Annotated in this window: 15 protein-coding genes and 1 tRNA gene; 7 read left to right on the top strand and 9 right to left on the bottom strand. The window is 58.7% G+C overall.

All coding sequences use genetic code 11. From position 1 onward, the window contains the following. Nucleotides 1-40: 40 nt before the first annotated feature. Nucleotides 41-1,348: a CYTH domain-containing protein gene (locus tag J0F90_RS21035; protein ID WP_033639359.1), complete on the bottom strand. Its 1,308-nt coding sequence runs from the start codon at nt 1,346-1,348 to the stop codon at nt 41-43. Nucleotides 1,349-1,626: 278 nt separating this feature from the next. On the opposite strand from J0F90_RS21035, the gene J0F90_RS21040 reads away from it, so the two are divergent. Both J0F90_RS21040 and J0F90_RS21045 read left to right on the top strand, forming a co-directional pair. Next, nucleotides 1,627-2,247 carry a TIGR04211 family SH3 domain-containing protein gene (locus J0F90_RS21040; protein WP_016930153.1) on the top strand — a complete coding sequence of 207 codons (621 nt, stop codon included), beginning with the start codon at nt 1,627-1,629 and terminating at the stop codon, nt 2,245-2,247. A 122-nt stretch (nt 2,248-2,369) separates the two neighbouring features. Further along, nucleotides 2,370-3,614 (top strand): multifunctional CCA addition/repair protein, encoded by a 1,245-nt coding sequence (locus J0F90_RS21045; RefSeq protein WP_033639358.1) that lies wholly within the window; start codon nt 2,370-2,372, stop codon nt 3,612-3,614. Nucleotides 3,615-3,655: 41 nt separating this feature from the next. Here J0F90_RS21045 and bacA read toward each other — a convergent pair whose 3' ends face one another. Both bacA and folB read right to left on the bottom strand, forming a co-directional pair. Then, a complete protein-coding gene (gene bacA / locus J0F90_RS21050; protein WP_033639357.1) occupies nt 3,656-4,480 on the bottom strand; it encodes an undecaprenyl-diphosphate phosphatase in 825 nt (274 codons plus the stop codon). Nucleotides 4,481-4,613: 133 nt separating this feature from the next. After that, entirely contained in the window at nt 4,614-4,973 is a 360-nt protein-coding gene (folB, locus tag J0F90_RS21055; RefSeq protein WP_033639356.1) for a bifunctional dihydroneopterin aldolase/7,8-dihydroneopterin epimerase, read from the bottom strand. A 107-nt stretch (nt 4,974-5,080) separates the two neighbouring features. On the opposite strand from folB, the gene plsY reads away from it, so the two are divergent. After that, a complete protein-coding gene (plsY, locus tag J0F90_RS21060; RefSeq protein ID WP_004937201.1) occupies nt 5,081-5,719 on the top strand; it encodes a glycerol-3-phosphate 1-O-acyltransferase PlsY in 639 nt (212 codons plus the stop codon). A 30-nt stretch (nt 5,720-5,749) separates the two neighbouring features. On the opposite strand, the gene tsaD is transcribed toward plsY, so the two are convergent. Next, nucleotides 5,750-6,763 carry a tRNA (adenosine(37)-N6)-threonylcarbamoyltransferase complex transferase subunit TsaD gene (gene tsaD, locus J0F90_RS21065; RefSeq protein WP_028127590.1) on the bottom strand — a complete coding sequence of 338 codons (1,014 nt, stop codon included), beginning with the start codon at nt 6,761-6,763 and terminating at the stop codon, nt 5,750-5,752. A gap of 325 nt (nt 6,764-7,088) precedes the next feature. On the opposite strand from tsaD, the gene rpsU reads away from it, so the two are divergent. From rpsU to rpoD, 3 genes are all read left to right on the top strand, one after another. Beyond that, on the top strand, nt 7,089-7,304 hold the full coding sequence (gene rpsU / locus J0F90_RS21070) for a 30S ribosomal protein S21 (RefSeq protein WP_001144069.1): 216 nt from the start codon (nt 7,089-7,091) through the stop codon (nt 7,302-7,304). Between the two features lie 136 nt (nt 7,305-7,440). After that, nucleotides 7,441-9,189 (top strand): DNA primase, encoded by a 1,749-nt coding sequence (dnaG, locus tag J0F90_RS21075; RefSeq protein ID WP_033639355.1) that lies wholly within the window; start codon nt 7,441-7,443, stop codon nt 9,187-9,189. A 157-nt stretch (nt 9,190-9,346) separates the two neighbouring features. Then, a complete protein-coding gene (rpoD, locus tag J0F90_RS21080; protein ID WP_004937194.1) occupies nt 9,347-11,188 on the top strand; it encodes an RNA polymerase sigma factor RpoD in 1,842 nt (613 codons plus the stop codon). 55 nt (nt 11,189-11,243) lie between these two features. On the opposite strand, the gene J0F90_RS21085 is transcribed toward rpoD, so the two are convergent. Continuing rightward, entirely contained in the window at nt 11,244-11,696 is a 453-nt protein-coding gene (locus tag J0F90_RS21085; RefSeq protein WP_080286907.1) for a nuclear transport factor 2 family protein, read from the bottom strand. A 16-nt stretch (nt 11,697-11,712) separates the two neighbouring features. Continuing rightward, entirely contained in the window at nt 11,713-12,201 is a 489-nt protein-coding gene (gene mug / locus J0F90_RS21090) for a G/U mismatch-specific DNA glycosylase (RefSeq protein ID WP_033639354.1), read from the bottom strand. 146 nt (nt 12,202-12,347) lie between these two features. Between mug and J0F90_RS21095 the strand changes: the two genes are divergently transcribed. Next, nucleotides 12,348-12,423 (top strand) — tRNA-Ile (locus J0F90_RS21095). A 158-nt stretch (nt 12,424-12,581) separates the two neighbouring features. Here J0F90_RS21095 and J0F90_RS21100 read toward each other — a convergent pair. From J0F90_RS21100 to J0F90_RS21110, 3 genes are all read right to left on the bottom strand, one after another. Beyond that, nucleotides 12,582-12,812: a DNA-binding transcriptional regulator gene (locus tag J0F90_RS21100; protein ID WP_071998163.1), complete on the bottom strand. Its 231-nt coding sequence runs from the start codon at nt 12,810-12,812 to the stop codon at nt 12,582-12,584. Nucleotides 12,813-12,902: 90 nt separating this feature from the next. Further along, entirely contained in the window at nt 12,903-14,051 is a 1,149-nt protein-coding gene (locus tag J0F90_RS21105) for a phage late control D family protein (RefSeq protein ID WP_033639353.1), read from the bottom strand. Continuing rightward, a complete protein-coding gene (locus J0F90_RS21110; protein WP_033639352.1) occupies nt 14,048-14,533 on the bottom strand; it encodes a phage tail protein in 486 nt (161 codons plus the stop codon). Before J0F90_RS21110 ends, J0F90_RS21105 begins: the two co-directional genes overlap by 4 nt. Between the last annotated feature and the right edge of the window lies 1 nt (nt 14,534).

Below are 14,534 nucleotides of genomic sequence, written 5' to 3' on the forward strand. Positions count from 1 at the left end.
ATGACCCGTTCTGCGGCCCACGGCTGGCGGGCCGGCTGGATTAACGAAGCGCGCCGTTTAACCAGAATGGCGCATGCGATAAGGCCTGTTTGCGGCTGGCTTCATACCAGCCCTGGCGGCGCTCGCTCAGCGCCGCCTGCAGCTCGCGCCAGGCCTCGATATAAGGCCCGGTCTGCTCGTCGGGATAAGCGCCCGACAGCAGGACCAGCGCCGAAATCTGACGCGTCAGGCGCGGCAATTGTTCCTGATATTCATCTTCGTTCAGCGTACGGCTGAAGGCCTCTTTCAGCTCCGCGCCGCTGCGCCCCAGCATGATGTCGCTGAAGCGTTTGAAAGAACCATCCAGCTTGGCCTGCGCTTTGGCGTCGATAAACGGTCGCCAGGCGCCGCTCACCAGCCATGATGTGAGCGCCAACTTACATTGCAGGTAGACCGCGCTGTAGCACAGGGTCTCTGGTTGCGCGGTTTTGTCCGCCAACAGCGGTTCGAGCTCGGTCAGGCGGGCGCGCAGGTCGGCGCTGGCCTTGCGCGGCACCAGGCCGCCGAAGATCACCAGCGCCTGGCGGATCGTTCCGACCGCCTCAATCACCGAAGCGCGCGCCTGCGCGTCGCCGCGCAGCCACAGCTCTTCATGGTACTGCCAGTGGCTGAGCGCCAGCTCGAAGGCGGCGATCATCCCCTGCTCTACGGTCGCCTTCGCCGCCGGCTTCAGCACCCGCAGCGGACGCACCTCACGCGGCGGATTGCCCTGCGCCAGGTGGTAACCGCGCGCTGCCTTGCTCAGGCTGCCCTGACGCAGCCCGTCGTGCGCCGCCAGCTCACCGGCCAACGCCAGCAGATCGGCGGTATTGCCTTTCAGCAACTCCAGTTCTATCTCACTCAGGGCTTCGCTGAGATCACCGGCGCGCACCTCACCCTGATCCAAGCCAATCTCTATCTCGCTTTGGCCGTAAGTAACCACCCACTTCTCACGCACGAAATCAGTACGGAACAGCGGTTGCAACGCCTGCTGCAGCGCCGCGATATCGCAATCCTGCGGCCAGATGTCGGCAGGGAACTGCGCCAACGCCAGCTGCGGCTCGGCGATAGCGACATTGTATTCCGGGCGCTGGTGCAGGCCGCCCACCACTTTACCGGCGGTTTTGATGGTCATCTCAAAGCGATCGTCGAAACCGCGAATGCGCAGCCCCATGTCGTGACGGCGCAGGAAGTTGTCGGCCGTTTCGAAGTAAATGTTGGTCAGCTTTTGCGGCGCGGAATGCTGATGCGGCCAGGCGGCGAGCCAGTGTGGCAGAGCGGCCACCGCTTGCGGCGCGGCGATGAATTTCAGTTCAATTTCAACGGTCATAATTCTTTAACACCAATAAGTTACGCATTCGCGTCGGTTTCAGCGCGGCGCGCTCGGCCCGCCGTATGCTGCCCACTGACGCACAGTTGTCATTATCTTACCGCGATTCCCGGCGCCTTAACCCTGCTAACTGTAGAAAAAACCTGTTACGTTATAAAACGCTGCGCAACTCACAGAATCAGCCACAGTAAGATAGTTCTCATTCCGGTTTTGGCGTTGCGTCGTCAGACTGAACCCTCTACTATCGTTCCATAAATTCACCCAGAAACGATGAACTAATGCAGAAATTACGCCTGATTTTCCTTGCCGCGCTGAGCTTCAGCATCACTTGGGCCGCACATGCCGAAGATAAACGCTATATCTCCGATGAGTTAAGCACTTACGTCCATAGCGGCCCAGGTAATCAGTACCGTATTGTCGGCACTCTGAACGCCGGTGAAGAAGTGACCCTGCTGAGCGTCAACGACAGCACCAATTACGGCCAGATCCGCGATCCGAAAGGCCGCACCACCTGGATCCCGCTCGATCAGCTCAGCCAGACGCCAAGCCTGCGCACCCGCGTGCCGGAGCTGGAACAGCAGGTGAAAACCCTGACCGACAAACTGGCCAACATCGATAACACCTGGAACCAGCGTACCTCGGAAATGCAGGAAAAAGTCGCAGGCAGCGACAGCACCATCAGCAGCCTGCAGAAGGAAAACCAGGATCTGAAAAACCAGCTGGTGGTTGCGCAGAAGAAGGTCAACGCCGTTAACCTGCAGCTCGACGACAAGCAGCGCACCATTATCCTGCAGTGGTTCATGTACGGCGGCGGCGTTGCCGGCGTCGGTTTGCTGTTGGGCCTGCTGTTGCCGCACCTGATCCCGCGTCGCAAGAACAACAATCGCTGGATGAACTGATTTCAGTATCGTTCAGTTTGAGTATGGGCGCCTGCGGGCGCCTTTTTCATTGGCGCCGACATCCCGCGGCCAATTCATGTAATCTGATAGACAGGGCCTTACACGATATTCAGGAGTCAACAGTGCAGATTTATCTGGTCGGCGGCGCCGTTCGCGACAGCCTGCTCAACATTCCGGTGGTCGATCATGATTGGGTGGTGGTGGGCGCCACGCCGGCGGAGTTGCTGGCATTGGGCTACCAGCAGGTCGGCAAAGATTTTCCGGTGTTCCTCAATCCCGATACCCACGAGGAGTATGCGCTGGCGCGCACCGAGCGCAAATCCGGCCAGGGGTACACCGGTTTTACCTGCTATGCCGCGCCGGACGTGACGCTGGAAGACGATCTACTGCGGCGCGATCTGACCATCAACGCCATCGCCCGTTCCACCGAAGGGGAACTGATTGACCCTTACGGCGGCGTGGCCGATCTGCAGGCGCGCGTGCTGCGCCACGTTTCCGACGCGTTCGGCGAAGATCCGCTGCGCGTGCTGCGCGTGGCGCGATTCAATGCTCGCTTCGCTCATCTGGGTTTTCGCATCGCCGACGAAACGCTGGCCCTGATGCGCCGGATGGCGCACAGCGGTGAACTGGCCGCGCTGACCGCCGAACGCGTCTGGAAAGAAACTGAAAAAGCGCTGCAAAGCCAGAGCCCGCAGGTCTATTTTCAGGTGCTGCGCGACTGCGATGCGCTGGCGGTGCTGTTCCCGGAAATCGACGCGCTGTTCGGCGTGCCGGCTCCCGCCAAGTGGCACCCGGAGATCGACACCGGCGTACACACGCTGATGGCGCTGGCGATGGCCGCCCGCCTCACGCCGGAGGTGGACGTGCGCTTCGCTACGCTGTGCCACGATCTTGGCAAAGGGTTGACGCCGAAAGCGTTCTGGCCGCATCACCACGGCCACGGCCCGGCGGGCGTACGGCTGGTCGAGGCGCTGTGCCAGCGGCTGCGGGTGCCCAACCCGGTGCGCGATCTGAGCAAGCTGGTGGCCGAGTACCATGATTTGATCCACACCGTGAACAAGCTGCGGCCGGAGACCCTGCTGAAGCTGTTCGACGCCATCGACGTCTGGCGCAAGCCCCAAAGGCTGGAGCAGATGATCCTGACCAGCGAAGCGGACGCGCGCGGCCGCACCGGCTTTGAGGAGAATCCTTATCCGCAGGGCGACTATCTGCGCCAGGCGTATCAGGTGGCGAACGCGGTATCGATTAAAGAGGTGGTAGCCAGCGGGCTGCAGGGCACCGCGATCCGCGATGAGCTCAAACGCCGTCGCCAGCAGGCGCTGGCCGACTGGAAGCTCAACCAAACCATCCTCAACGATCAGGCATAAAAAAACCCCGCAGAGCGGGGTTTTTTTACTTGCCATCGTGCTTACAGGAATACCATGTAAACCACGGCCGCCACGATAAAGCGGTAGATGGCGAACGGCACGAACGAGATGCGTTTGATCAGCGACAGGAAGGTCTTGATCGCAATCAGCGCCACCACGAAGGCAGTCACGAAACCGACGGCGAACATCGGCAGATCGCCCCAGGTCAAGAAGTGCAGGCTCTTGTACAGATCCAGACCGCTGGCGCCAATCATCATCGGCACCGCCAGGATGAAGGAGAACTCGGACGCCGCATAACGGTTTACGCCCACCAGCATACCGCCGGCGATAGTGGAACCCGAACGGGAGAAACCCGGCCACAGCGCCAGGCACTGGAAGCAGCCAATCATGAACGCCTGGCGGTAGGTGATGTCATCCAGCCCTTCCGCTCTCGGTTTCTTCGGCTTCAGCCATTCCGCCGCCAGCAACAGCAGGCCGCCGACGACCAACGCGTACATCACGTTTTTCGGCGCGAACAGCGATTTAATCACATCGTGGAATACCAGACCCAGCACCACCGCCGGGATCATCGCCAGCAGGATATGCCCCAGCTTCAGTTGGCCGCTGGTTTTGCCCTCGTGCTCCACTGGCTTGCCGCCGAAATGGATGCCGATCAGGCCGAACAACCGGCGCCAGAACATCACCACCACGGCCAGGATCGACCCCAATTGGATGATGACTTCAAAGGTTTTGGCTTTGTCGCCGGTAAAACCCAGCCACTCGCCAACGATAATCATATGCCCGGTGGAAGACACCGGCAGAAATTCGGTTAACCCTTCGACAACCCCAAGAACAAACGCAATAAACAGTGAATGCATGTCAGCCATGTGCTTCGCTCACCCCATAAAATAACGGCCATCACATAAAAAAGCGGCAGTGCTTAAAAGACAATGCCGCTAAAACAATTCTCAGGATTAAGACCAGTTTAACGGTCTTTCGTTGCAAGCAGATGACATAAAATCATGCGGGACGAGTGCCGCGCTCAATGATCACGCCGACCCGATTGGCATGTGCTACAGCGCCCGGTTTGCTGACCTTAATACGGACCCACGGGGAATTGAAGCGCTGAAGCAACATTTCGGATATTTCCTCCGCCACGCGCTCCACCAGCGCGAAGCGGTTCGACTCAACATGCTGGATCACGGCGTCGCTGACATCGGCATAGCTCAGACAGTCATTTACATCGTCGCTGGCGGCGGCCGGCCGGTTATCCCAGCCCATTTCGATATCGAACACCAGCTTCTGACGAATGCCCTGTTCCCACTCATAAACGCCAATGGTGGTAATTACGGTAAGCTCTTCAATAAATACGATATCCATCACGTCATTCTCTGTTTTTGGCCTTGCCGGATACCACTTCCAGCGGAATGTGCGTATTATCCATAGATGTTGCGAGTAAAACGACCATTATTAAACGGAACCGCGTTATGAGTGCTACCGCGCTTGGCATGATTATCTTCGCGTATCTGTGCGGCTCGATTTCCAGCGCGATCCTGGTTTGCCGGATCGCCAGGCTGCCGGATCCGCGTGAACATGGCTCAGGAAACCCCGGGGCGACCAACGTCCTGCGCATCGGCGGCCGGCTGGCGGCGGCGGCGGTGCTGGTGTTCGATATTCTGAAAGGGATGCTGCCGGTCTGGCTGGCCTACAAACTCGATGTGCCGCCGCTGTATCTGGGCCTGACGGCGATCGCCGCCTGCCTGGGGCACATCTATCCGGTGTTCTTCCACTTCCGCGGCGGTAAAGGCGTGGCGACGGCGTTTGGCGCCATCGCGCCTATCGGCTGGGATCTGACCGGCCTTATGACCGGCACCTGGCTGTTGACGGTGCTGCTCAGCGGCTACTCTTCGCTTGGCGCCATCGTCAGCGCGTTGATCGCCCCGTTCTACGTCTGGTGGTTCAAACCGCAGTTCACCTTCCCGGTAGCGATGCTCTCCTGCCTGATCCTGATGCGGCATCACGACAATATTCAGCGCCTGTGGCGCGGCCAGGAAGGCAAGATCTGGGGCAAGTTCCGCAAGAAGAAAAACGACGCGGATAACGGTGACCAGCCGAGAGAAGAATAACAGAAGGGCCGGATAATCCGGCCCTTTGCTTTATACCGCAGGCAGTTCCGCCAGCGGCCAACGCGGCCGCACGGAAACGCTCAGCGCCGGGTTGGCGCCGCTCTTCAGCCGCACCATGCCGGCATAGGCGATCATCGCGCCGTTGTCGGTGCAAAATTCCGGGCGGGCATAGAACACCTCCCCGCCGCGCTTGTGCATCATCTCCGCCAGTTTGGCGCGCAGCGTGCGGTTGGCGCTCACGCCGCCGGCCATCACCAGGCGTTTGAAGCCGGTCTGCTCCAACGCGCGTTTGCATTTTATCGCCAGCGTATCCACCACCGCATCCTCGAAGGCGCGGGCGATGTCGGCACGCGTCTGATCGTCGTTGCCGTTAGAGCGGATGGTGTTGGCGGCAAAGGTTTTCAGCCCGGAGAAACTGAAGTCCAACCCCGGACGATCGGTCATCGGCCGCGGAAAGGTAAAACGCCCCGCAGTGCCCTGCTGCGCCATCTTCGACAGCATCGGCCCGCCGGGATAATCCAGGCCGAGCAGCTTGGCGGTTTTGTCGAACGCTTCGCCGGCGGCATCGTCGATCGACTCGCCCAGCAGTTCATATTCACCGATGCCGGTGACGCTGATCAGCTGAGTGTGGCCGCCGGAGACCAGCAGCGCGACGAACGGAAATGCCGGCGGGTTGTCTTCCAGCATCGGCGCCAGCAAGTGGCCTTCCATATGGTGCACCGGCACCGCCGGCACGTTCCAGGCGAACGCCAGCGCACGCCCCACGGTTGCGCCGACCAGCAGCGCCCCCACCAGGCCCGGCCCGGCGGTATAAGCCACGCCGTCAATATCGGCCGGGGTCAGGTTAGCCTCTTTCAGCGCCGCCTGAATCAGCGGCACGGTTTTGCGCACGTGATCGCGGGAGGCCAGTTCCGGCACTACGCCGCCGTAGTCGGCGTGCAGCTTCACCTGGCTGTATAATTGGTTGGCCAACAAACCGGTTTGATCGTCATACACTGCAATTCCGGTTTCATCGCAGGACGTTTCTATACCCAGTACTCGCATTACATTTCCCATCATTCACGTGCGGCCGCCAGTCTACCACATTCCGCCGCATTTACCGCCGGCGCCGCGCATCTTGTCACCGGCTTGCGCCTATGTCGATGATTCATCCAGAAAATGCCCGAGCGATTAAACACGAGCATTTTTTTCTGATTAGTCTATAATCAGCGCCCGGTGCAAAATTGCGCACGTTGCGGCAGAGCGACGCGGGTTTCAATTTGCTGTGATGCTTTACAAAGCAGCATCCATTGGAGTAAAATTCCGCACCATTTTGAAAAGGCTGGCGCTTGGCCAGCAGCAAACCGAATTTTATTGAGGTGAGAGGCACATGCCGGTAATTAAAGTACGTGAAAACGAGCCATTTGACGTTGCTCTGCGTCGTTTCAAACGCTCTTGCGAAAAAGCGGGTGTTTTAGCTGAAGTTCGTCGTCGTGAGTTTTATGAAAAACCAACTACCGAACGTAAACGCGCTAAAGCTTCTGCTGTGAAACGTCACGCGAAGAAACTGGCTCGCGAAAACGCACGCCGCACTCGTCTGTATTAATTCTTCGGGGGCAACCCCACCGCGTGAATTTCTGATTTTCAAAATCGCGCAGACCGAGTAGTTGCATACGAAGGCCGTGCTTTCCGAAAGGAATGCGCGGCTTGTTCTCGTTTATAGGCTAATGAAGTAAGGGCTTATGGCTGGACGAATTCCGCGCGTATTTATCAATGACTTGCTGGCTCGCACCGACATCGTCGATTTGATCGACGCCCGCGTGAAGCTCAAGAAGCAAGGCAAGAACTATCACGCGTGCTGTCCGTTCCACCACGAAAAGACGCCTTCCTTTACCGTTAATGGCGAAAAGCAGTTTTATCACTGTTTTGGGTGTGGTGCGCACGGCAACGCCGTCGACTTTTTGATGAATTACGACCGACTCGAGTTTGTCGAAACCATCGAAGAACTGGCGACCATGCACGGGCTGGAAGTGCCTTACGAAGCGGGCACCGGGCCAACCCAGATCGAGCGCCATCAGCGCCAGAGCCTGTACCAACTGATGGAACAGCTCAGCGCGTTCTATCAACAGTCACTGCAGCAGTCCTCCGGGGCGCCGGCGCGCAGCTATTTGCAGCAGCGCGGATTGAGTGACGACGTTATTCGCCATTTCGCCATCGGCTTCGCGCCGGCGGGATGGGACAACGCCCTGAAGCGTTTCGGCCGCGACGCCGACTCGCGCCGCGCATTGAACGATGCCGGCATGCTGGTGACTAACGATAAGGGGCGTTCGTACGACCGTTTCCGCGAACGGGTGATGTTCCCCATCCGCGACAAGCGCGGGCGCGTGATCGCCTTCGGCGGCCGCGTCCTGGGCGACGGTATGCCGAAGTACCTGAACTCGCCGGAAACCGAAGTTTTCCATAAGGGCCGCCAGCTGTACGGCCTGTATGAAGCACAGCAGAACCACCCTAACCTGCAGCGGCTGCTGGTGGTGGAAGGGTATATGGACGTGGTGGCGTTGGCGCAATTCGGCATCGACTATGCCGTCGCCTCGCTCGGCACCTCGACGACGGCGGAACACATTCAGCTGTTGTTCCGCGCCACCGACAACGTCGTCTGCTGTTACGACGGCGACCGCGCCGGCCGCGAAGCGGCCTGGCGGGCGCTGGAAACCGCGCTGCCATACCTGAATGACGGGCGCCAGCTGCGGTTCATGTTTTTGCCCGACGGCGAAGACCCGGACACGCTGGTGCGCAAGGAAGGCAAAGAAGCCTTCGAACAACGAATGGAGCTGGCGCAGCCGCTGTCCACGTTCCTGTTCGAAAGCCTGCTGCCGCAGGTGGATCTGAGCAGCCCGGACGGACGCGCCAAGCTGAGCACGCTGGCGCTGCCGCTGATTACTCAGGTGCCGGGCGAAACGTTGCGCTTGTACCTGCGCCAGGAGCTCGGCAACAAGCTGGGGCTGCTGGACGACAGCCAGCTCGACAAGCTGATGCCCAAGCAGGCTGAAAATGCGAATCCTTATCAGGCGCCCCAGCTAAAACGCACAACCATGCGTATACTGATAGGGTTACTGGTGCAAAATCCGCAGTTGGCTACACTTATCCCTTCGCTGGAAGGGTTGGAGCAGACCAAACAGGCGGGATTGCCGCTGTTCGTCGAACTGGTGCAGACCTGTTTGGCGCAGCCGGGCCTGACGACCGGGCAATTGCTGGAGCTGTATCGCGACAACAAATTCAGCCAGCAGCTTGAAACCTTGGCGACATGGAACCATATGATCGTTGAGGACATGGTCGAACAGACCTTTTTAGATACGTTGGCCAGCCTGTACGACTCGGTGCTCGAGCAACGGCTGGAAACGCTGATCGCCCAGGCCAGAACGCGCGGTCTGAGCGCGGAGGAACGTGAAGAAGTCCGTTCTCTCAACCAGGTTTTAGCGAAGAAAAACTGAATACCAAACGGCTTAAGTGCCGATAATTGCGAGGGCAGAGCCCTGCACAGTGCCGCCATAGTGGGCCGCGGCGATAACGAAAACGCCCCAAATGCTATTGTTGGCGGTTTCGCCGACCGACACCAACCTAAATACTCTGAAGTGTGGATACCGTCTTATGGAGCAAAACCCGCAGTCACAGCTGAAGCTACTTGTCACCCGTGGTAAGGAGCAAGGCTATCTGACCTATGCTGAGGTCAATGACCATCTGCCGGAAGATATCGTCGACTCCGATCAGATCGAAGACATCATCCAGATGATTAACGACATGGGCATCCAGGTGATGGAAGAAGCACCGGACGCCGATGACCTGCTGCTCGCCGAAAACTCGAACAGCACGGACGAAGATGCGGAAGAAGCCGCCGCACAGGTTCTGTCCAGCGTGGAATCCGAAATCGGCCGCACCACCGACCCGGTGCGCATGTACATGCGCGAAATGGGCACCGTCGAACTGCTGACGCGCGAAGGCGAAATCGACATCGCCAAGCGCATCGAAGACGGCATCAACCAGGTACAGTGCTCGGTTGCCGAATACCCGGAAGCCATCACCTACCTGCTTGAGCAGTACGATCGCGTCGAAGCGGGTGAAGCGCGCCTGTCCGATCTGATCACCGGCTTCGTCGATCCTAACGCGGAAGAGGACATCGCCCCCACCGCGACCCACATCGGTTCTGAACTGTCGAGCGAAGAGCAAGACGACGACGAAGAAGATGAAGACGACGAAGACGACGACACCGAAGACGATAACAGCATCGATCCTGAGCTGGCGCGTCAGAAGTTCGCCGAGTTGCGCGATCAGTATGAAGCGACGCGTCTGGTGATCAAGAAAAACGGCCGCAGCCACGCCAGCGCCGCGGACGAGATCCTGAAGCTGTCTGAAGTGTTCAAGCAGTTCCGCCTGGTGCCGAAACAGTTCGACTTCCTGGTCAACAGCATGCGCACCATGATGGACCGCGTTCGCACCCAGGAACGCATCATCATGAAGCTGTGCGTTGAACAGTGCAAAATGCCGAAGAAAAACTTCGTCACCCTGTTCGCCGGCAACGAAACCAGCGATTCCTGGTTTGAAGCCGCGCTGGCGATGGCCAAGCCATGGTCGGAAAAGCTGAAAGACGTTGCTGAAGACGTGCAGCGCAGCCTGCAGAAACTGCGTCAGATCGAAGAAGAGACCGGCCTGACCATCGAGCAGGTCAAAGACATCAACCGTCGCATGTCGATCGGTGAAGCGAAAGCCCGCCGCGCGAAGAAAGAGATGGTTGAGGCCAACCTGCGTCTGGTTATTTCCATCGCCAAGAAATACACCAACCGCGGCCTGCAGTTCCTGGATCTGATCCAGGAAGGCAACATCGGCCTGATGAAAGCGGTAGACAAGTTCGAATACCGCCGCGGCTACAAGTTCTCGACGTACGCCACCTGGTGGATCCGTCAGGCTATCACCCGCTCCATCGCCGACCAGGCGCGCACCATCCGTATTCCGGTGCATATGATTGAGACCATCAACAAGCTCAACCGTATTTCGCGCCAGATGCTGCAAGAGATGGGCCGCGAGCCGACGCCGGAAGAGCTGGCCGAGCGCATGCTGATGCCGGAAGACAAGATCCGCAAAGTGCTGAAGATCGCCAAAGAGCCAATCTCGATGGAAACGCCGATCGGCGACGACGAAGATTCGCATCTGGGCGACTTCATCGAGGATACCACCCTCGAGCTGCCGCTGGATTCCGCGACTTCGGAAAGCCTGCGTTCCGCCACCCACGACGTGCTGGCCGGCCTGACCGCGCGCGAAGCGAAAGTGCTGCGCATGCGTTTCGGCATCGACATGAACACCGACCACACGCTGGAAGAGGTTGGCAAGCAGTTTGACGTTACCCGTGAGCGTATTCGTCAGATCGAAGCCAAGGCGCTGCGCAAGCTGCGTCACCCAAGCCGCTCCGAAGTGCTGCGCAGCTTCCTGGACGACTAAGTCCGGCGGTTGCACTCAAAACAAAAACCCCGGCCTGCCGGGGTTTTTTTATGCCTCAGAACATGCCGTTGCCGCTGGCGGTCTTCTCCGGCACCGGCTGCGTCACGTCCCAGTGCTCGACGATTTTTCCGGCGCTGTCCAGACGGAAGATATCGACGATCGCCGCCGTCTTGCCGGCCTCGCGCCCGCTGACTTCCACATGCAAAATCACATAGTCACCGTCGACGAACGCCTGTTTAATCTCGCTGTGCGAGTTGGGGTAACGCGTTTTCAGCAGCTCGACAAATTGACGAAAACCCGCCACGCCGTCTTGGGCATTGGGGTTATGCTGTTTGTACTGTTCGCCTAAAAACGGTCGCGCCGCCGCAAAATCCTTGTTGTTCAGCCCCTGCCGATAAAACTCCAGCACGTTCTGCTTGTTGCGCGCCTCCTGTGGCGAATGCCCCGCCTGCGCAGCGCCGGTCACCAACAGCAGCGCCATCACACAGCCTTTCATCATCGATGTCATCGCATACTCCCTTATGTCATTGCAGCGCCAGGAACAGCTCGTGATAGCTGGCGGTAAGCTGCTCCAGCGTGGCGCGGTTCAATCCGCTGGGGTTGGGCAATACCCACACCTCGGTTTGCCCCAGCATCATCGCCTGCTTGCCCCAGGGCGCGTTTTTCACCCCGAAGGCGGTGGTGAATGCCTGTTTGCCTAAAATCGCCAGCGCGCGCGGCTGGTAGCGCAGGATCTTCTCTTGCAGCGCCTCACCGCCGCTGCGCAACTCGTCGCGCGACAGCTCGCTGGCCGCCACCGTCGGGCGCGCCACCAGCGCGGTAATGCCGCAGCCGTTGTCCTTCAACTGCTGCCACTGCTCCGGCGCCAGCTGGCGCTCGGTAAAGCCGGCCTGATGGATCACCTTCCAGAAGCGATTGCTGCCGTTGGCGAAAGGGTAGCCCTGATGGGCGGAAGAAAGGCCGGGGTTGATGCCGCAAAACACCACCCGCAGATTGGGCGCCAGAAGTTCCATGAGTGTCGTGAGTCCATTGCAGGGATTTACTGCGGTTATCGCAAAATCCGCCAGCAATTACAACAGGCTAGAACTGCGCAGAAAAGCAACATACGGGCGGGTAACAGTAGACCGATGCTTAAGGATTCCCTATAATCTCGCGGCTTGGCCCCTTAGCTCAGTGGTTAGAGCAGGCGACTCATAATCGCTTGGTCGTTGGTTCAAACCCAACAGGGGCCACCAAATTTTAGCTTTAAAATCATATAGTTAAGCCACCTCTTGAGGTGGCTTTTTTATTATCACAAATCACAGTGGCGATGAAATGGCGATGGGTTTTTGCCGCCACTTTGCTTTAGACATAAAAAAGCCCGCACTAAGCGGGCTATTTTTCTATGGGCTGATTACATCCACATAACCTGTTGCTGTCCTGCCACACTGGCACCGACCGGATGCGGCGGCACTGCATCTACCTGCCCCGGCGTCATGATCGCGCTATCATAGGTTTCCATCGTTTTAAACGTGTGACCGCAGTTAATATTTTGGCACTGATGATAACGCTCTTTCGTGTGTTGGCTCAGGTAACGACTAGTGCGGGCATGTGCCGCTGTTCTGCATAACGGGCAATGAAACATGATTAATTCCTCGTCACTAACACTGTTGCCGCCGATAATACCTCTCAGAACTCGAAACAGAATAAACTTTAAGTGAATTTACAATTCACTTTATGTGACTTCATAATTCACATCCGACAGCAAAACCTCAAACTCCAGCGCCGTCGTAAAACCGCCGTTACTCAAATTGTGCGTAACTTTGCTCACTATCCAGTCTTGCGCATCGATCGCCGCTTTAAACCCGCTGACGCGTACCGGCGTCTCTGGGGTGATGTTAGCCCGCCCCATGGCGAGCGACAGAGAGAACTCAGCCACACCGCGCTGAAGCTTTTCCCACTTGGCCTGTGCGGCGCGCATCGCGGCGGCCTTGGTGGCGTAAATTTTGGTGATCGCAAACACGTTATCGTCAGCCCCCACCAGATAGTCGCCTTTCGCCTCCTCCGCCGGTTTCCCCGGTTTTTTACTGCTGCCCGGCTTCGCCTTCGGGTGTTGCAGCGCACGCAAATGCTGCTCTTTTGGCTTGCGCTGCAGCTTCACTTTCTTCGGCTTCGGCTGTTTTGTGTTAAGCCAGCTCGCCGTCACGCCGGTGTAGGCATCCCGATCGGCAATGCTGAAACTGTGCTGATCGCCATCCTGCCGGGTGATGGTATACACCGGCAACGCCTTCCCGCCTACCGTGGCGCCGTTCCCCGGTCGCAACAACAGCAGAGCGCCATTTTTCACCGCCGCCACCGCGCCGTTGAGCGTTGCGAGTCGGGTAATAAATGCCGCGTCCGTCTCCTGCGTCTGGTCGATATGGCTGATTTTGATGGTGCCCAGACCGGCGGCCAGCGAAGCTTTCAGCTTATTGCGCGCAGCCACCTTCTGCACAATGTCGCCCAGGGTGGTGTCGTGGTAGGACTCATCGCGCCGGGTGTTCAGCGAGCCGCGAAAATCCGCACTACGCGCGCGAATAGTCAACGTGTCCGGCGCGCCCCGGTGTTCGACCTCATCAACCGTAAACTGGCCTTTTGGCGTCAATGGCGAGCCTTGCCAGCCGAGCGCCAGCGACAGCACCGCATTGCGCTGAGGCATCGCCATCAGTCCGTCGCTGTCGTCCAGCTCGATGTCGAGCTGGTCGGCTTCAAAGCCCCGGTTATCCGTCAGCGATAGAGAAATCAGCCGCTTGCGGATGTTCTGCGTGATGTCGTTATCCTGTAGCAACAGCGAGAAATCCGGGGCAACTCGCGCCCCGGCTGGCAGGCTTACACCGGTGATCATGATAACAACCCTCCCATAGCACCGGCGGCCTTCCCGGCCATCTCTCCGACTTTATCGTACAACTCCCCGGCCTGCTGGCGCAGATCGCCAAACATCGCCGACAGGGATTCATCGACCCGCTTCAGGTTGAGCGTGAACTCTGTGCGGCGCGGGCTGCCGTCGGCGAAAAACTCAGAATGCGTTTCAGAAATCGACTCAATCACAAACATGCCGTAAATCGTGCCGGTGCCTTCAATCAGCGGCCACGCCCGGCCCTGCTCGGCCATCAGTTGCAGCGTCAGCAGTGACCAGCGGCCGCCGGTGATTTCCGGCAGCAGCACCCCGGACAGCGTGATTTTTTCCTCATCCATCCCCAGAAATTGCGCCGCCGGGCGCAGGCCAACGCGGCCGTTGCTCGGCCAGCGATATTCCGCGTTGCGGCTCATGGACTGGTAGGGCAGCGTCTGCAGCATAAAAACAAACAGGCCCAGCGTTAACATCATG

Origin of the sequence: Serratia marcescens subsp. marcescens ATCC 13880 (genome assembly GCF_017299535.1) — a bacterium.
GTDB lineage: Bacteria > Pseudomonadota > Gammaproteobacteria > Enterobacterales > Enterobacteriaceae > Serratia > Serratia marcescens.